This is a genomic window from Streptomyces sp. SM11 (genome assembly GCF_002910905.1).
Lineage (GTDB): Bacteria > Actinomycetota > Actinomycetes > Streptomycetales > Streptomycetaceae > Streptomyces.
The window spans coordinates 22,273-42,737 of the sequence record NZ_NEUE01000210.1 but is presented as its reverse complement, the minus strand read 5'-3'; the positions used below and the strand labels follow the sequence as shown (position 1 = coordinate 42,737).

18 protein-coding genes and 2 pseudogenes are annotated in these 20,465 nt (G+C 71.5%); 11 read left to right on the top strand and 9 right to left on the bottom strand.

Annotation, left to right across the window (positions count from 1 at the left end; translation table 11 throughout):
* Nucleotides 1-231: 231 nt before the first annotated feature.
* Both B9S58_RS20420 and B9S58_RS20415 read left to right on the top strand, forming a co-directional pair.
* On the top strand, nucleotides 232-924 hold the full coding sequence (locus B9S58_RS20420) for a TetR/AcrR family transcriptional regulator (protein ID WP_374935696.1): 693 nt from the start codon (nucleotides 232-234) through the stop codon (nucleotides 922-924).
* 174 nt (nucleotides 925-1,098) lie between these two features.
* On the top strand, nucleotides 1,099-2,622 hold the full coding sequence (locus B9S58_RS20415; RefSeq protein ID WP_103533554.1) for an MFS transporter: 1,524 nt from the start codon (nucleotides 1,099-1,101) through the stop codon (nucleotides 2,620-2,622).
* Nucleotides 2,623-2,685: 63 nt separating this feature from the next.
* Here B9S58_RS20415 and B9S58_RS20410 read toward each other — a convergent pair whose 3' ends face one another.
* A complete protein-coding gene (locus tag B9S58_RS20410; protein WP_103533553.1) occupies nucleotides 2,686-3,198 on the bottom strand; it encodes a MarR family winged helix-turn-helix transcriptional regulator in 513 nt (170 codons plus the stop codon).
* Nucleotides 3,199-3,453: 255 nt separating this feature from the next.
* Here B9S58_RS20410 and B9S58_RS20405 point away from each other — a divergent pair, with 255 nt between their 5' ends.
* Nucleotides 3,454-4,236: a dioxygenase gene (locus tag B9S58_RS20405; protein ID WP_103533552.1), complete on the top strand. Its 783-nt coding sequence runs from the start codon at nucleotides 3,454-3,456 to the stop codon at nucleotides 4,234-4,236.
* Nucleotides 4,237-4,297: 61 nt separating this feature from the next.
* On the opposite strand, the gene B9S58_RS20400 is transcribed toward B9S58_RS20405, so the two are convergent.
* On the bottom strand, nucleotides 4,298-5,398 hold the full coding sequence (locus tag B9S58_RS20400) for a questin oxidase family protein (protein ID WP_103533551.1): 1,101 nt from the start codon (nucleotides 5,396-5,398) through the stop codon (nucleotides 4,298-4,300).
* A gap of 593 nt (nucleotides 5,399-5,991) precedes the next feature.
* On the opposite strand from B9S58_RS20400, the gene B9S58_RS20395 reads away from it, so the two are divergent.
* Entirely contained in the window at nucleotides 5,992-6,993 is a 1,002-nt protein-coding gene (locus tag B9S58_RS20395) for an RNA polymerase sigma factor RpoD/SigA (RefSeq protein WP_103533550.1), read from the top strand.
* 130 nt (nucleotides 6,994-7,123) lie between these two features.
* Here B9S58_RS20395 and B9S58_RS20390 read toward each other — a convergent pair whose 3' ends face one another.
* On the bottom strand, nucleotides 7,124-8,176 hold the full coding sequence (locus tag B9S58_RS20390) for a YafY family protein (RefSeq protein ID WP_103533549.1): 1,053 nt from the start codon (nucleotides 8,174-8,176) through the stop codon (nucleotides 7,124-7,126).
* A gap of 61 nt (nucleotides 8,177-8,237) precedes the next feature.
* On the opposite strand from B9S58_RS20390, the gene B9S58_RS20385 reads away from it, so the two are divergent.
* Nucleotides 8,238-9,791 carry an MFS transporter gene (locus B9S58_RS20385; RefSeq protein ID WP_103533548.1) on the top strand — a complete coding sequence of 518 codons (1,554 nt, stop codon included), beginning with the start codon at nucleotides 8,238-8,240 and terminating at the stop codon, nucleotides 9,789-9,791.
* Nucleotides 9,792-9,896: 105 nt separating this feature from the next.
* Here B9S58_RS20385 and B9S58_RS20380 read toward each other — a convergent pair whose 3' ends face one another.
* Both B9S58_RS20380 and B9S58_RS20375 read right to left on the bottom strand, forming a co-directional pair.
* Nucleotides 9,897-10,652, bottom strand: coding sequence for a DUF6227 family protein (locus tag B9S58_RS20380; protein WP_103533547.1), 756 nt, complete (start codon nucleotides 10,650-10,652; stop codon nucleotides 9,897-9,899).
* 237 nt (nucleotides 10,653-10,889) lie between these two features.
* Nucleotides 10,890-12,020, bottom strand: coding sequence for a P1 family peptidase (locus B9S58_RS20375; RefSeq protein WP_374935695.1), 1,131 nt, complete (start codon nucleotides 12,018-12,020; stop codon nucleotides 10,890-10,892).
* Between the two features lie 218 nt (nucleotides 12,021-12,238).
* Between B9S58_RS20375 and B9S58_RS20370 the strand changes: the two are divergent.
* The 6 genes and pseudogenes from B9S58_RS20370 to B9S58_RS20345 form a co-directional block, all read left to right on the top strand.
* A pseudogene (locus B9S58_RS20370) lies at nucleotides 12,239-13,341 on the top strand (MFS transporter); the annotation flags it as partial.
* Nucleotides 13,342-13,385: 44 nt separating this feature from the next.
* Nucleotides 13,386-15,672: pseudogene (locus tag B9S58_RS20365) on the top strand (molybdopterin oxidoreductase family protein).
* A 5-nt stretch (nucleotides 15,673-15,677) separates the two neighbouring features.
* A complete protein-coding gene (locus B9S58_RS20360) occupies nucleotides 15,678-16,280 on the top strand; it encodes a 4Fe-4S dicluster domain-containing protein (RefSeq protein WP_103533546.1) in 603 nt (200 codons plus the stop codon).
* Nucleotides 16,277-16,963 (top strand): ubiquinol-cytochrome c reductase iron-sulfur subunit, encoded by a 687-nt coding sequence (locus B9S58_RS20355; protein WP_103533545.1) that lies wholly within the window; start codon nucleotides 16,277-16,279, stop codon nucleotides 16,961-16,963. Before B9S58_RS20360 ends, B9S58_RS20355 begins: the two co-directional genes overlap by 4 nt.
* Entirely contained in the window at nucleotides 16,960-17,355 is a 396-nt protein-coding gene (locus B9S58_RS20350; protein ID WP_103533544.1) for a hypothetical protein, read from the top strand. Before B9S58_RS20355 ends, B9S58_RS20350 begins: the two co-directional genes overlap by 4 nt.
* 61 nt (nucleotides 17,356-17,416) lie before the next feature.
* On the top strand, nucleotides 17,417-17,641 hold the full coding sequence (locus B9S58_RS20345; RefSeq protein ID WP_103533543.1) for a hypothetical protein: 225 nt from the start codon (nucleotides 17,417-17,419) through the stop codon (nucleotides 17,639-17,641).
* A 16-nt stretch (nucleotides 17,642-17,657) separates the two neighbouring features.
* Here the strand turns inward: B9S58_RS20345 and B9S58_RS20340 are convergent, their stop codons facing one another.
* The 4 genes from B9S58_RS20340 to B9S58_RS20325 form a co-directional block, all read right to left on the bottom strand.
* Nucleotides 17,658-18,200, bottom strand: coding sequence for an MscL family protein (locus B9S58_RS20340; RefSeq protein WP_103533542.1), 543 nt, complete (start codon nucleotides 18,198-18,200; stop codon nucleotides 17,658-17,660).
* Between the two features lie 113 nt (nucleotides 18,201-18,313).
* On the bottom strand, nucleotides 18,314-18,928 hold the full coding sequence (locus tag B9S58_RS20335) for a hypothetical protein (protein ID WP_103533541.1): 615 nt from the start codon (nucleotides 18,926-18,928) through the stop codon (nucleotides 18,314-18,316).
* 187 nt (nucleotides 18,929-19,115) lie between these two features.
* Complete coding sequence (locus B9S58_RS20330) at nucleotides 19,116-20,003, bottom strand: S-methyl-5'-thioadenosine phosphorylase (protein ID WP_103533540.1); 888 nt, start codon at nucleotides 20,001-20,003, stop codon at nucleotides 19,116-19,118.
* A 101-nt stretch (nucleotides 20,004-20,104) separates the two neighbouring features.
* A complete protein-coding gene (locus B9S58_RS20325; protein WP_103533539.1) occupies nucleotides 20,105-20,452 on the bottom strand; it encodes an FmdB family zinc ribbon protein in 348 nt (115 codons plus the stop codon).
* Nucleotides 20,453-20,465: the final 13 nt, after the last annotated feature.

Genomic DNA, 20,465 nt, shown 5'->3' with positions numbered 1-20,465 from the left:
TGCGCCGATCGGAGGGTTTTCCCGCCGAAACGCCGTGACGCAGATCACTTCGGGGTGGGAAATAAGCGGGGATCCTCTCCCCGTTTGCATACGTGTCCCCGCTAAACGGGGAGACGGTCCCCGGTTACGCGAGGGGGTCGGACCGCTACCCAGAGGGACCGTACAGAGGGAAAGGGAAGGGGGAACGTCGTCGTGGAGACCGTTGCCGAGAACGCCCCTGCGCATGCCGCTGTGAACACCACAGCGGATACCGCGGTGAACACCGCCGTGGAGGCTGCCGGGAGCACCGCACCGGCGGCGCGGTGCCGCACGGCCCGCCCGCGGGCCGACGCGCTGCGCAACCGCGAGCGGATCATCGCGGCCGCACGCGAACTGTTCGTCGAGTTCGGGCCGGACGTGGCACTGGACGACGTCGCCCGCCGGGCAGGCGTCGGCAACGCCACGCTCTACCGGAACTTCCCCGACCGGGCCGCCCTCACCCATGAGGTCGTCCTCGCGGTCACCTCCCGCACCACCCTGCGGGCCGAAGAGGCCGTCGCCGCCGAGTCCGACCCGTTCGCCGCGCTCAGCCGCTTCGTGCACGCGGCCGCCGACGAGCGGGTCGGCGCCCTGTGCCCGATGCTCTCCGGCGTCTTCGACAAGGACCACCCCGAACTGCTCGCCGAACGCCGGCGCCTGGAAGAGGCCGTCGAAGGGCTCGTGGCGCGCGCCATGTCCGCGGGGCGGCTGCGTACCGACATCGCCGTCGGTGACGTACTCGTCGCCCTCTCCCAGCTCACCCGGCCGCTCCCCGGCATCGCCTGCCAGGGGATCGACCGGTTCACCCACCGCCATCTGCAGCTGTTCCTGGATGGCCTGGAGACCCCGGCCCGCTCCGAACTCCCCGGATCGGCGGCGACCTTGGAGGACCTGCGGCGCCGCTGACGCCCGCACCGAACTGAACCTTCCGGCCCTGTCCTGTCTTCCGGCCCCGCCCCGCGGGGCCCGGTTCCACCGGTCCACTGCACCTTCACCCCGTCGCGCGTACGCAAGCACGTACCGCCGACACCCACTTCGCGACGCCTCGGCGCCCTCGCACGTCCTTAGGTGGCCACACCCATGTCACAAACGGCTGACACCGCCCTTCCTGATCCGAGCCGCTGGAAAGCGCTGGCCTTCATCGCGCTCGCCCAGCTGATGGTCGTCCTCGACGCGACCATCGTGAACATCGCGCTGCCCTCCGCCCAGACCGACCTCGGCATCTCCGACGGCAACAAGCAGTGGGTCATCACCGCCTACGCCCTCGCCTTCGGCGGGCTCCTCCTCTTCGGCGGCCGGATCTCCGACCTCTGGGGGCGCAAGCGCACCTTCGTCGTCGGCCTGATCGGCTTCGCGCTGGCCTCCGCGCTCGGCGGTGCCGCCCAGAACGAGGCGATGATGTTCGGCTCCCGGGCCCTCCAGGGCGTCTTCGGCGCCCTGCTCGCCCCGGCCGCCCTGTCCCTGCTCGCCGTGATGTTCACCGACGCCAAGGAGCGCGCCAAGGCGTTCGGCATCTACGGGGCCATCGCCGGTGGCGGTGGCGCGGTCGGGCTGATCCTCGGCGGCTTCCTCACCGAGTACCTGAACTGGCGCTGGACGTTCTTCGTCAACATCCCGTTCGCCGTCGTCGCCGCCGCGGGCGCGTACTTCGTCATCCGCGAGCCCTCCGGCGCCCGCAACCGCGCACCGCTGGACATCCCCGGCGTCGTGCTCTCCACGCTCGGCCTGGTCGCTCTCGTCTACGGCTTCACCCGCGCCGAGTCGGCCGGCTGGTCGGACGCGCTGACCGTCTCCATGTTCATCGCCGCCGCCGTGCTGCTGGTGGCCTTCGTCGTCGTCGAGTCGCGGGTGAAGTCGCCGCTGCTGCCGCTGCGCGTCCTCACCGAGCGCAACCGGGGCGGGGTCTACCTCTCGCTGGGTCTCGCCATCATCGCGATGTTCGGGCTGTTCCTCTTCCTGACCTACTACCTCCAGGTCGTGAAGGGCTACTCCCCGGTGAAGACCGGCTTCGCGTTCATGCCCATGATCGTGGGCATGATCACCGGCTCCACCCAGATCGGCACCCGGCTGATGACCCGGGTCCCGCCGCGCCTGCTGATGGGTCCCGGATTCCTGGTCGCCGCGGTCGGCATGCTGCTCCTGACCCAGCTGGACCTGAACACCAGCTACGCGGCAGTCATCCTGCCCGGAATGCTGCTGCTCGGCCTCGGCATGGGTACGGCGTTCATGCCGGCGATGTCCCTGGCCACGCACGGCATCGAGCCGCGTGACGCGGGAGTGGCCTCCGCGATGGTCAACACCTCGCAGCAGGTCGGCGGCGCCATCGGCACCGCGCTGCTGAACACCATCGCCGCGAGCGCCACCACCGCGTACGTCGCCGATCACGCGGCCCGCGCCACGGACCCGGAGCTCCTGCAGCTCCAGGCCATGGTCAGCGGTTTCGCCGCCGCGATCTGGTGGGCGGTCGGCATCCTCGTCGCCGCGGCCGCCATCGCGATCGCCCTCATCAACACCGGCCGCCCCGGAGCGGGGCCGGGCGGGGCGGACGGTGCGTCCGGCGCGGACGCCGAGGAGGAGTTCAGGATCCCGGTCGTCGCCCACTGACGACGGCGGTCCCCTCCTCGCCCTCGGTCGTTTCCCTGCCCTGGTTCCGCTCAGCGCGATCGCTCAGCGGAGCCAGGGCAGATCCGCGCCCGTGTCCTCCGGCTCCAGGCCGGTGGCGAGCACCCGCATGATCTCGCCGAGGCTGCTCACCTGCTCGGGCGTGAGCCGGTCGAACATCGCCTGCCGTACGGCCTCGACATGGCCCGGCGCCGAGCGGCGGAGCATCGCGTAGCCGTCGTCGGTGAGCACCGCGTTCTGGCCGCGCTTGTCGGAGGGGCAGTCCTCGCGGCGCACCCAGCCGTTCTTCTCCAGCCGGGCGATGGCGTGCGAGAGGCGGGAACGGGTGATCTTCGCGTTCCGGGCCAGCTCCGTCATCCGCATCCTGCGGTGGGGGGCCTGGGAGAGCTGGACGAGCAGCCCGTAGTAGATGTGCGGCATGCCGGCGTCGCGCTGCAACTGGCGGTCGAGGTGATCCTCCAGCAGCGTGGTGGCATGCAGATAGGCGCGCCAGGCGTGCTGCTCCTCGTCGGTGAGCCAGCGCGGCGCGCCGGTGGATGCCGTGGTCATGTACTCCACTGTACGACCTTTTCTTGAAAGTTTAACTAGATAGGGCTAAGGTCTCCGAGGGTAGGAACTTGAAGTTTCAAGAAACCTGCCCCGGGAGGACCCCGCAGGGGATCCGGAGGAGTTCCGCAGGACCCCTGAACAACGATCCCCCGGATGACCTCGGGGAACTCCTGCTCGGACGAACTCGTGACCGGATGCCGTGCCCGGTGCGCCCAGCGTGGCGCCCGTCGCCCCGGGGTCCGCGTCCAGTGGATGGGGAGTGCCATGACAGCCACCGCGGAGCGGATGCCCGCCCTCTACCTCTCGCACGGCGCACCGCCGCTGGCCGACGATCCCGTCTGGCCCGGTGAACTCGCCGCCTGGTCCGCGGGCCTGCCCCGCCCCCGCGCGATCCTGATGGTCTCCGCCCACTGGGAGGAGGCGCCGCTCGCGCTGGGAGCCACCGAGGCCGTGCCGCTCGTGTACGACTTCTGGGGCTTCCCCGAGCACTATTACGGGGTGCGGTACGGGGCCCCCGGCGCGCCGGGGCTCGCCGACAGCGTCCGCAAGCTGTTGCGCGGCGCCGGTACGCCGGTCCAGGACATCCCGGACCGCGGCCTCGACCACGGGGCGTACGTACCGCTGGTGGAGATGTTCCCGGACGCCGACGTCCCCGTACTCCAGATCTCCCTGCCGACTCTCGACCCGCGGAAGCTGATGGCCACCGGGCGCAAACTCGCCCCTCTGCGGGACGAGGGCGTGCTCATCGTCGGCAGCGGCTTCTTCACGCACAACCTGGCCGCCCTGCGACACCCGGGCGGTGGGGTTCCCGGCTGGTCGGCGGAGTTCGACGACTGGGGCGACCGCGCGCTGCGGGCCCAGGACGTCGACGCGCTGATCGACTTCGAGCACACGTCCCCGGCCGGAAAGCTGGCGCACCCGCGCACCGAGCACTTCGCGCCGCTGTTCGTGACGCTGGGCGCGGCCGAGGGCGAGCTGGACCGGGGGCGGAGCGTCATCGACGGGTTCTGGATGGGGCTGGCGAAGCGCTCGGTGCAGTTCGGCTGAGGGTTCTGGAGGGCTCTGAAGAGCTCTGAAGAGCTACTGGAGGGCCCTGGAGGGCTTCGCCCTAGAACACCGGCGGGTTCAGCTCGATCGCGCGCCGGGCGGCGGAGAACGCGAGCGCGTCGCCCACGTCCAGTGCCGTGTCGGTGAACTTGATGGTGTGGTCGTCGCCGTGCGCCGCCGCCCGGGCGAACAGCTCCCCGGCGTCCGGGGCACCCGCGGCCGACGCCGGGACCGGGACCGCCTCCCGGGGCGCGTAGGCGGCGGTGACCGCGGCGCTCGCCGCCCAGGCGGCCCGCAGACTCGGCGTCCACAGCTCGCCGGGGAGGGCCGGCAGGGTGCGCAGGACCGCGTTGGGCGCGGTCGCCGCGTGGACCAGCATGATCGGCTCGCCGTGCGCGTGGGTCGCGTACCGGTGCGTCGAGGCCCGGACCAGCTCTTGGAGCGCGGACCGGGCCGCCTCCGGAGGGCCGGCGGACTCCTGCCCGTCCTGGCCCGGGGCGGAGGGCTGCTCCGGTCCCGGGACCGGCTCCCGGCCCGGGCGCGGGACCGTGGCCTGCGCCGGCCACTCCGGGAACCCGGTCAGCTGCGCGAACCGGTCCCGGATGCCGCCGCTCCGGTCGGGCACCAGCGGCACCCGGTCCAGCGCCGCCGCCGCACTCGGCGCCGGGCCGAGCGCCGCCAGGGCGGGCAGCGGCTGGTGCCGGGCGGCCCAGTAGCCGAGGGCGTGGGCCAGCTCCCGGACGCGCGGTGCGGTCTCCTCGCCCGTCAGCAGGGTCCGTACGGAATGACCCACCCGGATCACCGGATGCGTGGCGCCCGCCGCGATGCCCGGCAGCAGCCGGGGCCACCACTCGGCGAGCACGTCGTGCCAGGAGTTCCCGGCCGTCTCCCGCTCGAAGTACGCCGTCCAGTCGGCGACGCGGCGCGGGTCTCCCAGCGCCTCGTGCCAGTTCCGCGCGGTCACCGGGGAGCCGGTGACCGGCATCTCCTCCAGCTTCGGGCCGTAACGGTCCAGCCAGCGGTGCACGGCCGACGCCTGACCGTGCCGCACCAGGGCCTCCACGGCCATCGGCGCGTGGTTGCTGAGCCAGCCGTCGCGCTCCGGCCCCGAGACGTGGATGCGCTCCAGTGCCTCGTCGAGGGTGCCCGTGGTGTCGTCCATACCGATCACGCTCCCGTGGTGTCCGTACCGAGCACGGTCGCGGTGCCGTCCGTGCCGTGGTGCGTTCACGGTAGGCAAGCGCGGGCCTGGGCGGATCGGGCCGCGGTCCCGGTCGGCCTCCGACCACGGTCCCGGTACGCCGGTACGCCGGTACGCGGCTACCGGCCGGATCGGTCGGTGGTCCTAGGTCCGGGGCTCGGCCCCGGGGTCCTCGGTCCGGTACATCGCGGACATCCTGAGCAACCCGAACGCTGCCCGGCACGTCCTTCACAGCGGGAGCACGCCCGCCGGGCGCCGGGGCGGCCGGGTGGGGGAGAAGAGGGCGCGTAGGTGAGCGCTGTCTCATGGACGCGCTGACTCCGGGTACCCGGGCGGAGAGCCGGAAAGCGGCCGGGGCGTCCCGGAACCGGCTCTGACCTGCGCGTCCGGTGGATCCCGGAAGCGGAATCCAGCGGTCGGCGCCGGACAGGGTACTGCATGGTCAAGAAAGTGAATGTGCGGCATGGGAATTCTGTCCGGATTCCAGTCGTTGTTTCCATCGGATGCAGGGCACCCGAAAAGGTGTCGCGACCTACTCAGCTAAGGGAGCACGCATGGCAACCCGTGCCGTCGCCCGTCGTACGTCCACCACCTCCGGTGGGACCGGCCGGGCAAGCAGTGTTCGCGCCGGAGGCGGGGAAATCGCCGATCGCGACCTGGTCGGCATGTACCTGGACGAGATCGCCCGCACACCGCTGCTCGACGCGGCCAAGGAAGTCGACCTGTCCCAGACCATCGAGGCGGGCGTCTTCGCCCAGCAGATCCTCGACGGCGAGGCGGAGGGCGACGCCGGTGACGCGAAGCGTGAGGAGCTGGAGGCGCTGGTCGCCGAGGGCGAGCGCGCCAAGGACATATTCATCCGTTCCAACCTCCGGCTCGTCGTCGCCGTGGCCCGCCGCTACCCGCGCGCGGGGCTCCCGCTGCTCGACCTGATCCAGGAGGGCAACGCGGGCCTGGTGCGCGCGGTCGAGAAGTTCGACTACGCCAAGGGCTTCAAGTTCTCCACGTACGCGACCTGGTGGATCCGGCAGGCCATCACCCGGTCCATCGCCGACCAGTCCCGCACGATCCGGCTCCCCGTCCACCTGGTGGAGGAGCTCGGCCGGATCCGCCGGGTCCAGCGCGAGTTCAACCGCGAGCACGGGCGCGACCCGGAGCACGCGGAGATCGCCGCCGAGCTCGATTCCAATGTCGAGCGCGTGGGCAACGTCCTGGACTGGGCCCGCGACCCGGTCAGCCTCAACATGTCCGTGGACGACGACGGCGACACCCAGTTCGGCGACCTCCTGGAGGACACCTCCGCCGTCTCGCCCGAGCAGTCGGTGATGACCCTGCTCCGCAGCGAGGAGCTGGAGGACCTGATCGGCAAGCTCGACAACAGGACCGCGTCGATCATCAAGATGCGGTACGGCATCGATGACGGGCGCGAGCGGACCCTGACCGAGGTGGGCAAGCAGCACGGCCTCACACGGGAGCGGATCCGCCAGATAGAGAAGCACGCACTGCTCGAATTGAAGAGAATGGCTGACGACACGGGCTTTGACGCTGCGGCGTGAGCCAATAACCCGTAATCTCCCCATCAAGCCGGTTCGCACCGGCTGACCGACCGGGTCGTTCCGGTCACCCGACCGGTTTTCACCGGTCCCTGAGCTGAGCCCCGGCGCCCACCCCCCCCGGCGTCGGGGCTCATCCCTGTTCCGGGGCAGCCGGAAGCCGACCCTCTCCCGCCACACCCTTCCGGGGCGGGAGCGCGGTGGCGCGGGTCAGCCGGGCGCCGAGGCCCTCCAGGTACGCGACCAGGTTCGGCGGCCCCTGTACGGAGAACTCGCAGTCCACCAACGCCAGCCGCAGAGCCACCCACTCCAGCGAGTCGGTGCACGAGGACCGCAGCCGGCAGCCGCCGTCCCCGTCCGGCTCGGGCGCCCCGAGATGTGCGGGCAGCCGCGCCACCACGAACTCCGCTGGCGCCCCGAACCACACATCGAGGCGCAGCTCCGGCTGCATCCGCCTCATCGACCGGGCCAGGAACCTCGCCGCGTCCCCGCCACCGCTCCTCGCGTCGCTCCCCGCGCCCTCGACGGGCAGCGGCCTCGGAGCGAACCGGGCCCCCGTCGCGTACGGCTCGCCGACCCGGTCCACCCGGAACGTACGCCAGTCCTCCCGGTCGAGGTCGTACGCCACCAGGTACCAGCGCTGCCCGGTGCTCACCAGCCGGTACGGCTCGACCTGCCGCTTCGTCCGGATGCCGTCGCCGCTGCGGTACGCGAACCTCAGCCGCTCCCGCCCGGTGGCCGCCGAAGCCAGCGTCGTCAGGGTTCCCGGGTCGATCGTGGCGCCGTCGCCCCGGGTCAGCGGCACTGTGGCGTTCTGGAGCGCGGAGACCCGGTGCCGCAGCCGCGAGGGGAGCACCTGTTCCAGCTTGGACAGAGCACGTACGGAGGCCTCCTCGACGCCCTCGATCGCGTGCCCCGCCCCGGCCCGCAGCCCCACGGCGATGGCCACCGCCTCCTCGTCGTCCAGCAGGAGGGGCGGCATGGCGGCGCCCGCCACCAGGCGGTAACCGCCCACCGAGCCGCGCGAGGCCTCGACCGGGTAGCCCAGTTCGCGCAGCCGGTCGATATCGCGGCGGATCGTGCGCGGGCTGACGTCGAGCCGCTCGGCCAGCTCACCTCCCGGCCACTCGCGCGGGGTCTGGAGGAGCGACAGCAGCTTCAGCAGTCGTGCGGGGGTGTCGGACATGGCTCCAGGATGCCGAACCATCAGGTCATGATCTGACCTAATAGCTGCATAGGTTCTCCCCATGCCTTCCTCCGCACCCCCGCCGCCCGCGGCGTCGCACCTCGCACCGCCCACAACGCCGGTACCGCCCACAACGCCGGTACCGCCGACAACCCCCGCCCCGGCCGACCGGCGTCGCTGGTTCGCGCTCGCCATCGTGATGACCGCGGCCTTCATGGACCTGGTCGACGTCACGATCGTCAACATCGCGATCCCCAGCATCAAGCGCGAGACCGGGGCATCGGTCTCCGCGATCCAGTGGATCACCGCCGGTTACGCCCTCGCGTTCGCGGCCGGGCTGATCACGGGCGGCCGGCTCGGCGACATCTACGGGCGCAAGCGGATCTTCCTCATCGGCATCGGCGGATTCACGCTCGCCTCCGCCCTGTGCGGCTTCGCGGGCAGCCCCGAGATACTGGTCGCGGCGCGCGTCCTCCAGGGCGCCACGGCCGCGCTGATGGTGCCGCAGGTCCTGTCGATCGTGCACGCCACGTTCCCCGCGCACGAGCGCGGCAAGGTCTTCGGACTCTTCGGCGCGATCGTCGGGCTCGGTGCGGTCTCCGGCCCGCTGCTGGGCGCGCTGCTCACCGAGTGGGACCTCTTCGGGCTCGGCTGGCGGCCGATCTTCCTGATCAACCTGCCCGTCGGCATCGCCGGTCTGCTCCTCGGCGCGAAGTTCATCACCGAGTCCAAGGCCCCCAAGGCGGTCCGTCTCGACCTCGTCGGCGTCGCCCTGATCACCCTGGCGATGCTGATGCTCATCTATCCGCTCACCCGGGGACACGAGCTGGACTGGCCGCTCTGGGGTCATCTGTCGATGGTGGGCAGCCTGTTCGTCTTCGGGGCGCTGGTCCTGTACCAGCGGGAGAAGGCGCTGACCGACGGCTCGCCGCTGATCGAACTGTCCCTGTTCCGGGTCAAGAGCTTCGCCGCCGGCATCGCCGTGCAGCTGACCTTCGGCGTCGGCCTCGGCATCTTCTTCCTGGTCTGGACCCTCTACATGCAGATGGGGCTCGGCTGGAGCGTGCTGCGCGCCGGTACGACGGGCATCCCGTTCTCCGTCGCCGTCTCGGTGGCCGCCGGGATCTCCGTGCAGAAGCTGGTGCCCCGCTTCGGCCGCAAGGTCCTCCAGGCCGGTGCGCTCCTCATGATCGCCGGGCTGCTGATCTACCTCTGGGAGAGCGAGCAGTACGGCATGGGCATCACGTCCTGGCAGATGGCCGTTCCGCTGGTGGTCATGGGTACGGGCATGGGACTGATCGTGGCTCCGCTGACCGACGCGGTGCTCTCCGAAGTGCCCAAGGAGCACGCCGGTTCGGCATCCGGCCTGATCAACACCGTGCAGCAGATGGGAACGGCGCTCGGCCTCGGCCTGGTGTCCGTCGTCTTCTTCGGCGCGATCGGCGACCGGCTGGCCCCCGAAGCGGTCGGTCCGGCGTTCGTCGACGCGTTCCAGCAGTCGCTGTGGTGGGTGGCCGGGGTGGTCTCGGTGATCTTCCTGGTGATGTTCGCACTGCCCGCCTGGCCGCGCGCCCACGCGGAGGGCGACGCGCACGCGGAGGGCGACGCGAACTGACCCGCGCGGGCTGCGGTTCCGGCCCGGCGTGACGGCCCCGGCGGAACCGGCCCGCTGTGACCGGCCCCAGCGGCGAACCGTCGGGGCCGGTCACGGCGGTTCGGGTCAGCAGATCCGGGTGCGGCTCTCCATCGCCGCACGGGCGGTGTGCTCGTCCTCGTACACCTCGCACATATGGCGGCCGTCGGGCGTCGCCGTGTGCTCGACCTCCCACAGGCTCGTCTCGCTGCCGTCCAGCAGCAGGAACGCGTGTTCGTAGAGCGTGAATCCGGCAGTCCGGCCGTCGACGTGGCACTGACGCCCGAAGATCTGGGTGATGTGGTGGGCGAAGGCGGACCGGAGCAGCCCCGTCCGCTGCTCGCCCGGCCGGTCGGCGTTCTCCGCGCGGCGCAGCACCCGGCGGGCGTGGTCCGCGGAATTGTCGGGCGCGTACGTCCGGGGGAGCGGGGCCGGAGGGGCGGACATCAGGAGTGTCAGCATCTCCAGATCCCCCTGTGCCTCCTGCACCCCCTCGTCGCCGAAGACCGGGGAGTCGGAGAAGCTCCCGGCCAGCCGGGACGCGGCGATGCGGGCGTCGCCCTCCTCGTCGTACAGCTCGTGCCGGCGCGGGGTCCGCAGGTCCCGGCCTCCGCTGTGCACCAGTTCCCACAGGGTCAGGGCGGAGCCGTCGGCGAGGAGATACGTGTGACGGTAGGTCTCGCGGTGCAGCACGGAGCTGTGGTGCGACGAGTGCAGCGAACTGCTGTGGGCGAGCGCTGTGCCGAGGCGGTCGACCGTACTGTCGGGAAGGTCGAAGGAGTTGAGGGCGCGTCGCAGGAGTCGGTCGAGGTGGTGCTCGGTTGTCTCGTACGGATCGCTCAAGGTGGTGTCTCCAGGCCGTCGCCGCGTGTTACTTGATGCGTGCTTAACGTAGTCCCTGGGTCCGGCATCGCGACCAGGGTTGATAAAAACGTAGGGCGCATGCGGAAAGTTCCCCGCTTGTTCCTGGTGTATTTCGGGCAGTTGGGATGAACTCCCTTGCGCAGGTGGCGAGTCGGCCGCCCGTGCGCCCCTCGCTCGCGCCGCGCGCCCCCTGATGCCTGTCGTGCGGATCAGGCCCTAAGGAGCGTCTGGCGATACCCGGCTTCCGTACAACTCCGTGTACGAGAGGAGCCTGCCGCCCGGCCCCTCGGCGCTCCGGGCCGCGCGCACCGCCTTCACGATCGCCCGCGCCAGGACGTCGGCGCCCGCCGCCAGGATCTCGTTGACGGCGACCGGGTCCCCAGGCGGCACCCGCACCTGTCCGGTGGCCAGCGTGAACACGGTGTCCCCGTCGGTCAGCAGATGGACCGGGCGCACCGCGCGGGCCAGGCCGTCGTGTGCGGTGCCCGCCAGTTTCTGGGCCTGTGCCCGGGTCAGGTCCGCGTCCGTGGCGACGACCGCGATCGTCGTGTTGAACGGCGGGGCCCCGTCCCCGGCCGCCTCCATCGCCTCCCGCTGCCGCGCGAGACGCCGCTCCGCCGCAGCGTGGATCCGGGCCGGAGGGTACGCCGGCGGCTCCCCGGCCCCGTACTCCCCGAACAGCACCCCGGTCCGGGAATCGACCACCGAGCCCGCCGCGTTCACCGCGACGAGGGCGGCCACCGTGACCCCGGAGGGGAGGCGGGTGCTCGCCGTGCCGATGCCACCCTTGAGTTGCCCGGCCACCGCACCGGTGCCCGCGCCCACGCAGCCCTCGGTGACGGGCTCCCCGGGTTCCGTGGCGGCCGCGGCCTCGACCGCCGCGCGGCCGGTCGACGCGTCGGGGCGGGCCCGCCAGTCGCCACCCCGGCCCAGGTCGAAGAGGGCGGCGGCCGGAACGACCGGGACCACCCGACCGGGTCCGGCGCCGACCCGGACACCCCGGCCCTGCTCCTCCAGCCAGGCCATCACGCCGGACGCGGCGTCGAGCCCGTACGCACTGCCGCCCGTGAGGACGACGGCGTCGACCCGCTGCACCAGATTGCGTGGGTCCAGCGCGTCCGTCTCCCGCGTCCCCGGCCCGCCGCCCCGTACGTCCACGGCGGCCACGGCCCCGCCCTCGGGCGCCAGGACGACGGTCGTGCCGCTCAACGCGCCCGCACCGGCGACCTCGGCGTGACCGACACGGATGCCGGTCACATCGGTCAGGGCGTCCAGGAGGGGCGGGCGCCCGGGGGCCCCTGCCTCGGCCGCGGGGTCCACGGGGTCCACGGGGTCCACGGAGGTCATCATGCGGCTCCTCGGGTCGGGATCGGGGCCCGCGGGGAGCGCGGGCCGAATGCGGCTCGAACGTACCGGCGATCAAGGGGCGGTGTGCGAGCCCCCGCACAGGTGAGGGGCGCGGAGCCGGCCGCGGCAAGGCAACCCGTGCGACTGTCCGGGCGACCCGCTCCCCCTTCCACCCCCTGAAACGGGTTCAATCGGCCCAACAATCCTACGGTGGCCGGGTGACCGAGCCCTCAGAAGCCACCGCAGCAGCCGAGCCCCACGCCTCCGGCGGCGCCGTGGCCACGCCCCCCGCCGCGACCGGCCCCCGGTCCGTCACCACCCGGGCCACGCTCGCCGGGGTGGCTGTCTCCGCCCTGCTGGTCCTCGCGATCGTGCTCGGCAGCCGCATGCTCCGCACCTTCGACTCGGCCCTCCTCCCCTATGCCGTCGCGACGGTCTTCCTCGCCTTCGGCGTCGCCTACCGGTACATCGTCTGGGTCTCCGCCCCCGGCGCCCGGCGCCTCTTCGAACAGGGCTGGCGCAGCCTCTTCTCCCTGGACAACTTCCGCAGAGCCCCCACCACCCTGCCGAAGATGATCGCCACCTCTCTGGGCTTCCAGAAGTTCCTCGGCGCCCGCTCCCACGCCCGCTGGGCCGCCACCAGCTGATCTTCTGGGGATGTGTCCTCGCCGCCCTGATCACCTTCCCGCTCACCTGGGGCTGGTTCACCTTCACCTCCGGCAGCGGCTCGGGACCCGGCTACGAGATGCGGATCTGGGGCTTCAAGACCCTCGGCTTCGACTCGCTCTCCATCCTCGGCTGGCTGATGTTCCACGGCCTGGACATCGCCGCCGTCCTCGTCATCCCCGGCGCCTCGTACTTCCTGTGGCGCCGGATGAAGGACCGCGGCGCCGCCACCGGCCAGCGCTTCGCCTACGACCTGGTGCCGCTGATCGCGCTCATCGTCATCTCCGTGACGGGCCTGCTGCTCACCTTCTCCTCGCTCTTCCTGCACGGTGGCGGCTACCAGTTCCTGGCGATCCTGCACATGGTGTCGGTGGTCTTCACCCTCATCTACATCCCGTTCGGCAAGTTCTTCCACATCGTCCAGCGCCCGGCCGCGGTCGGCATGCAGCTGTTCAAGTACACCGGCCGCAAGGACGACGAGGTGTTCGTCTGCCGCCGTTGCGAAGAACCCATCGACACCGGGCCCTATGTCGAGAACCTGCGCGGCACCATGCGCGACCTCCGGCTCGGCTTCGACTCCTGGGCCGAGTACTGCCCGCGCTGCAAGCGGGTGCTGCGCGGCAGCGCCTACCTCTCCGATGTGAAGAAGGGCTTCAATCGACCGCGGATCCGCGAGCTGCTGCCGAACGCCGCACCTTCATCCCCCTGGACCCCTCCCTCACTCCACCCGGCACCCGCGCCTTCCGGGACGCCGGCGGCATCCCGGCCGACCAGTGGCACGCCGACCAGAACGGCGAGACGCTCGTGCCGACCCACTGCTGCTTCTGCGGCGTGCAGTGCGGGATGTATCTGCGCGTCGACCGCGGCGGCAAGGTCTTCGGCGTCGAACCCCGCAACCACGACATCAACCGGATGCGGCTGTGCCCCAAGGGCATCAACGCCTACCAGCAGGTCAACCACCCCGACCGGCTCACCGCCCCGCTGATGCGCCGCTCCCGCGACGAGGCCTTCCGCGAGGTCTCCTGGGACGAGGCGCTCGACTTCACCGTCTCCGAGATCAGGCGCATCCAGCAGGCGCACGGCAATGACGCCTTCGGGCTCCTCGGCGGGGCCAGCCTGTTCTCCGAGAAGACCTATCTGGTGGGCAAGTTCGCCCGGGTCGCGCTCAAGACCCGGCACGTCGACTACAACGGCCGCCTCTGCATGGTCAGCGCGGCGGGCGCCAACAAGCTGGCCTTCGGCATCGACCGGGCCGGCAACCCCTTCTCCGACATCCTCCTCACCGACTGCCTGCTCATCGCGGGCTCCAACGTCGGCGAGTGCTTTCCCGTGATGACCCAGTACGTCTGGGGAGCCCGGGACCGCGGGGCCTGCCTCATCGTCATCGACCCGCGCGAGACCGCCATCGCCCGGACCGCAGACATCCACGTCGCCCTCAAGCCCGGCACCGACTCCGCCTTCTTCACCTCCGTCCTGCACGTCGTCATCGAGGAAGGGCTCACCGACGAGAACTACCTCGCCGCCCATGCCACCGGCTGGGAGGAGGTCAAGGCCAAGGCCGCCGAGTACCCGCCCTCCCGCGCCGCCGCGATCTGCGGGATCCCCGCCGAGCAGATCGTCCAGGTCGCCCGGACCTTCGCCCGCGCGCCCAATGCCATGGCCTGGCACGCCCGGGGCATCGAGCACCACTCGCAGGGGCGTCGAGAACTGCCTCTCCGTGATCAACCTCTGCACCGCCACCGGCCACATCGGCAAACCCGGCGCCGGCTACGGCACCATCACCGGCCAGGGCAACGGGCAGGGCGGACGCGAGCACGGTCAGAAGTCCGACCTCCTCCCCGGCGGACGCTCCATCATGAACGAGGAGCACCGCCGCCAGATCTGCGAGATCTGGGGCATCGAGGAGTCCGAACTCCCGCTCGCCGGGACCTCCATGATGGAAAAGGTGTGGCAGATGCGGCGCCGTGAGATCCGCGGCCTGATCGGCATCTGCAACAACCTCTTCGTCTCCCTGCCCAGTTACCGGGTGGTAAAGGAGGGGTACGACACCACCGAGTTCCACGCGCAATTCGACTTCTTCCTCTCCGAGACCGCCGCCAACGCCCATGTCGTATTCCCGGTCACCACCTGGGCCGAGGACGAAGGGGTGATGGCCAACGCGGAAGCCCGCGTGGTCAAGCACAACAAGGCCCAGGACCCGCCGCCCGGCGTCCGCACCGACACCTGGGCCATGTGCGAACTCGCCCGACGGCTCGGCGTCGGCGACAAATTCGACTTCCCCGACTCCCGGTCGGTCTTCGACGAGCTGCGCGTCGCCTCCGCCGGCACCGTCAACGACTACTACGGCATCACCTACGAACGGCTGGAGGAGACCGGCGGCATCGCCTGGCCCTGCCCCACCACCGACCACCCCGGCACCCCCCGGCTCTTCGAGGACGGGAAGACCTACCACCCCGACGGCAGGATCCACCTCCAGGTCGTCGAATGGCACCCGCCGATGGATCCGTACGACGACGAGCACCCCATGTCCCTCACCACCGGTCGCACCGTCGCCCACTTCCTCTCCGGCAACCAGACCCGCAGGCTCGGCGCCCTCGTCGAACAGACCCCCCGTCCCTGGGCCGAGATCCACACCTCGCACGGCTTCCGCAACGGTGAGCCCGTCCGCGTCGTCACCCGGCGCGGCAGCGAGGTCTTCCCCGCCCTCGTCACCGAGGCGATCCGCCCCGACACCGTGTTCGTCCCCTACCACTGGCCCGTCCCCACCGCGGCCAATGCCCTCACCATCGACGCCCTCGACCCCCGCTCCAAGATCCCCGAGTACACGGTGTGCGCCTGCCGCATCGAGCACGCCGAGCGGATCGACGAGGTCCCCGCACCCCCGGTCGCCCCCGGCCATGTCGCCCACCCGGAGACCCAGGTCTCCCGTACCGACCCGCTGCCTCCCACGGCCCCCCAGGGCCGCGGCACCTCGGAGAGGAGCTGATCCCCATGATGGGCAGAACGATCTTCATCGACCCGGGGCGCTGCATCGGCTGCCAGGCCTGTGTCTCCGCCTGCCGCGAATGCGACTCGCACCGCGGCACATCGATGATCCACCTCGACTACACCGACGAGGGCCGCTCCGTCGCCTCCCTCCCCACCGTCTGCATGCACTGTGAGGACCCGGTCGCCCCGTGCGCCGAGGTCTGTCCCGCCGACGCGATCCTGGTGACCGCCGACGGCGTGGTGCAGCAGGCCGACACCACCCGCTGCATCGGCTGCTCCAACTGCGTCAACGCCTGCCCCTTCGGCGTACCGAAGATCGACCTCCAGGCGAAGCTGCAGATGAAGTGCAACCTCTGCTACGACCGCACCGCCTACGGCCTCGCCCCCATGTGCGCCACCGTCTGCCCGACCGGAGCCCTCTTCTACGGAACCGTCGAGGAGCTCCAGGCGGAGCGCCCCGGCGTCCAGGTCGCCGACACCTTCGTCTTCGGCGAGACCGAGGTCCGCACCGGCGTGGCCATGGTCGTCCCCGCCGAACGGGTCCAGTGGCCGGTCCCCGGAGGTTTTCCCGTCGTCGAGATCAACGGGAAGGACGTCCGCCGATGAGCGCCACCGATCAGCAGGCCGGTGGCGAGCACCCCGCCGGGGGAGACCCCCGCGAGGCGCTCCAGGACCGGATCGCCGCAGACTCCCTCACCACCCGGCGGGACTACCTCCGGATCGTCACCACCGTCTCCGGCGGTCTCGCCGTCGGCGGCATCGGGGTGGCCGCGGGCATCCTCCACCGCCACGGCGAGGAGGGCGGGGCCCCCGAGGCGAAGCGCGTCGCCGGGCAACTCCTGCCCGGCGAGTCGATCGCCTTCCGCTATCCGGGCGAGGAGGACCGGGCCGTCGCCGTCCGCCTCGACGACGGCACCCTCGTCGGCTACTCCGCCGTCTGTACCCACCTCGCCTGCGCCGTCCTCTGGCGCAAGGACCGCGGCAGCGAGGGCGAGCTGTACTGCCCGTGCCACGAAGGAATCTTCGATGCCCGGTCCGGCGAGGTCACCGCCGGACCGCCGCCCCGGGGGCTGCCCAAGGTCGTGGTCATCGAGCAGGACGACGGAAGCGTCTGGGCCGTGGGCACCACCCGCTCCGGCGAGAGCGTCGAGGGAGGGCTCTGCCGCCGGCTCGGCGGCGAGCGACCCGATCTCGCCGCCCGTATCGGCTGCCCCGACATCGGCGGCGGAGCCGAATCCCCGCCCCGGGCCGTCGGGGCTACCGTCGAGAACCCGGGCAGGCGGGCATGAACGACACCCCGCACCCCGAGCGGCCGCTGCCGCCCCCGGGCAGCCACTACCCCACGTACCACCCGGGCAGCGCCGACCCCGAGCTGAACCGGCCCGTCCACGAGCGGTATCCGCAGATCCGCCCCACCAGCGGATACGGGGACCCCCGCGTCCGGCACACCGGCCCCGGGCCCGGAGCGGGCACCGACCAGAACCCCGAGCGCTCCTCGAAGCTGACCGCCCGGCTCACCCTGGCCATGACCGTCGTCATAGGCCAGCTCTGGGGACTGACGGTCCTGATCGACGCATGGATGGAAGGCAACACCGGCACGGCCTGGTGGGGGGCCGGCTTCCTCTGTCTGTCGTTCCTCGTAGTGCTCGGCCTGTGGCTCATCGACCCCAAGGACCGCTGACGTCCGCCGCCCGGATCCACGGTGGCTCACACCTCGTGGTGGACCGCCGTACCCTGGAGACATGAGCGCCGCCCCCGCCCCCCGCCCGCGAGACGCGAAGCAGCAGCAGCCACAGGAGCAGCCGCCACAGGAACCGAAGCCCAAGCCGGTTCTGGTCTTCGACGATCCGCTGGACCGGCAGTCCGCGGACGATACGGACCAGGGGTGGGGCGAGCGGCCTCTCACCGGCGGCAGCGCCGCGGACCTCGCGCGCTTCCTGGACGAGAAGCCGCCCCACCACATCTGAGCAGCCGCTCGGAGGACTAGCGATCCTCGCGCGGGCCCGCGACGGCCCCGCCGGTCCCGCCCGGGCCGTCGCCCGAGTCCGGCCCATGGGCGCCGGGTGCGCCACCGGTGCGCTGCGTGAGGAGGGCGTCGCGGATCTCCTTCAGCACCTCCAGCTCGCTCACCTCGAGCGTCTCCTGGACGCCTTCCTTGGCGGCCTGCATCGCCGCCCGCCTGGCGAGGTACTTGGCCATCGGCAGCACCATCAGGAAGTACACGACGGCAGCCGTGATCAGGAAGCTGAGGGCGGCGCTGAGCACCGATCCCCACAGGATCTCGATCCCGTCCATCTCCCCGGTCCTCGGGTCCGTCGTGCAGGGGCCCTGGAGGCAGGAGCTGTAGCTGTCCAGGTCCTGGGTTCCGAACGCCCCGACCAGGGGGTTGATGACGCCCTTGACGACCGCGTTCACGATGTTGGTGAACGCGGCGCCGATGACGACAGCCACCGCGAGGTCGATCACATTGCCGCGCGTAAGGAAGGCTTTGAAGCCGTCCAGCAGACTGACCTTCTTCTCGCTCACAGGTGAGCCTTCTTTCGCGTGTGCGGTAGGGGGAGCGAACTGCTCCGCCACCTAAGGCAGGCGAAGACGGCACTGTCCAATCCGCTAATTCCCACGGGTGACGTGAGAGGGCGTCAGTTCGCATCGGACACCGCCACGGCCAGCCGCCCCGAAGCACCCGCGCCGAGCAGCGCCGTGGCCGTCGACCGCTCCACGGACAACATCACCAGCGCCCCGGCCCCCGCTTCGCCGATACCGCCCGCCGCGTGGCCGTCGGGTCCTGAGGCTGTCCGTGGCACCTTCGCCACGCGCACCCCCCGAGCCACCACGCGCGCGTCGCCCCCGCCCGTATCACCGACCGCGATCACATCGATCCGGTCCCCCGGTCGCAGCAGCCGTACCGTCTCCGGGTCCGCGATCCGGACCGGCGCGGAGACCAGCCGCTCGGACGACCGGCCGGCCCCCGGCGGAGCGTCCGGTGCGCCGGCCCCTCCGTCGGCGCTGCTCAGGCCGGTGGTGGCCAGTGCGGCACCCGCCAGCGCGAGCCCGGCAGCCGCCGCACGCCGCTGCCGGCGCACTATCCGACGCAGTCGGTCCGCGCCGCCTCCCCGCACGCGCAGGGGTGCGAACGGCCCCACCCCGCACGGCGCGGGCACCGGTGCCGGGGGCCTGGTGTATGGGGGCCTGGCATACGAGGGCCGGGACGTGGACGTGGACGGGGACGGGGACGGGGACGGGGACGGGGACATGGCACCACCTGGAATCTGGCGGACGAGCGCAAGGGAAAGGGGAGTCCGGCCCGGTTGATCCGGCCGAACTCCCCTCACTTTCCACCGTCCGCGCAGATCCCGCTGACGCCTGTGGACAGCACCCGCACTGTGGAAAACTCCGTCACCCGTTCCGGTGACACCGCCCCGCCGAAGCAGCGGCGACCCCTTACTGCGGCAGCGCGATCCCGGTGTCGATCCCGTCCAGCGTGTGAGCGCATGTGCAGTTGCGGCTCTCGGTCTTCGGCAGCCCGGCCACCGCGTCGAACAACACCGACCGCAGCCGGTCCACGTTGGCCGCGAACACCTGGAGCACCTCCTCGTGCGAGACGCCCTCACCCGCCTCGGCGCCCGCGTCCAGGTCGGTCACCAGGGTCATCGTGGTGTAGCAGAGGCCCAGCTCCCGGGCGAGGACCGCTTCGGGGTGCCCCGTCATGCCCACGACCGACCAGCCCATCGCCGCGTGCCAGCGCGATTCCGCGCGGGTCGAGAAGCGGGGGCCCTCGACCACCACCAGGGTGCCGCCGTCCACCGGCTCCCAGTCGCGCCCGCGAGCCGCGGCGAGTGCGGCCTTGCGCCCCTCGGGGCAGTACGGGTCGGCGAAGCCCAGGTGCACGACGTTCGGCACGGTCCCGTCGGCCAGGGGCTCACCGTCGTAATAGGTCTGTACACGGGCCTTGGTGCGGTCCACCAGCTGGTCGGGGACGAGCAGGGTCCCCGGCCCGAACTCCGGGCGCAGCCCGCCCACCGCGCACGGCCCGAGCACCTGCCGGACCCCGACGGAGCGCAGCGCCCACAGGTTGGCCCGGTAGTTGATGCGGTGCGGCGGCAGGTGGTGGCCGCGTCCGTGGCGGGGCAGGAAGGCCACCCGCCGGCCGCCGAGCTCGCCGAGGAAGACCGAGTCGCTCGGCTTCCCGTAGGGGGTGTCCACGGAGACCTCGGTGACGTCCTCCAGGAAGGAGTAGAAGCCCGAGCCGCCGATGACACCGATCTCCGCGGAACCCTCGGTACTCGCCGTACCCGTACCGGAGCTCGTTTCCGTATGTGCGTTCGCCATGCCGTCACCGTATCCGGAAGAGTTTTCCGGGGCAGACGCCCGGACCCCGCCGAGTGGCCTCGGCGGGGTCCGGTGGGAAAGCGGGTGGAGCGTACGCGGGCTCAGGCGGCCGTCGTACCGCTCGACGCGGCCGGCGCGGAGGCCGACGACGAGGAGGAGCCGGACGAAGAGGACGACGACGCGCTCGCCTTCGTGTCCGAACCCGACGACGAGGACGACGCGGAGTCGGACGACTTCGAGGTCGCCGGCGCCGGCGTGCTGCTCGACGAGGAGCCGCGGCTGTCGTTCCGGTAGAAACCGGAACCCTTGAAGACGATGCCGACCGCGGAGAACACCTTCTTGAGGCGTCCGTCGCAGCTCGGGCACACGGTCAGGGCATCATCGGTGAACTTCTGCACCGCCTCGAGGCCCTCGCCGCACTCGGTGCACTGGTACTGATAGGTCGGCACTTGCTCCTCCTGG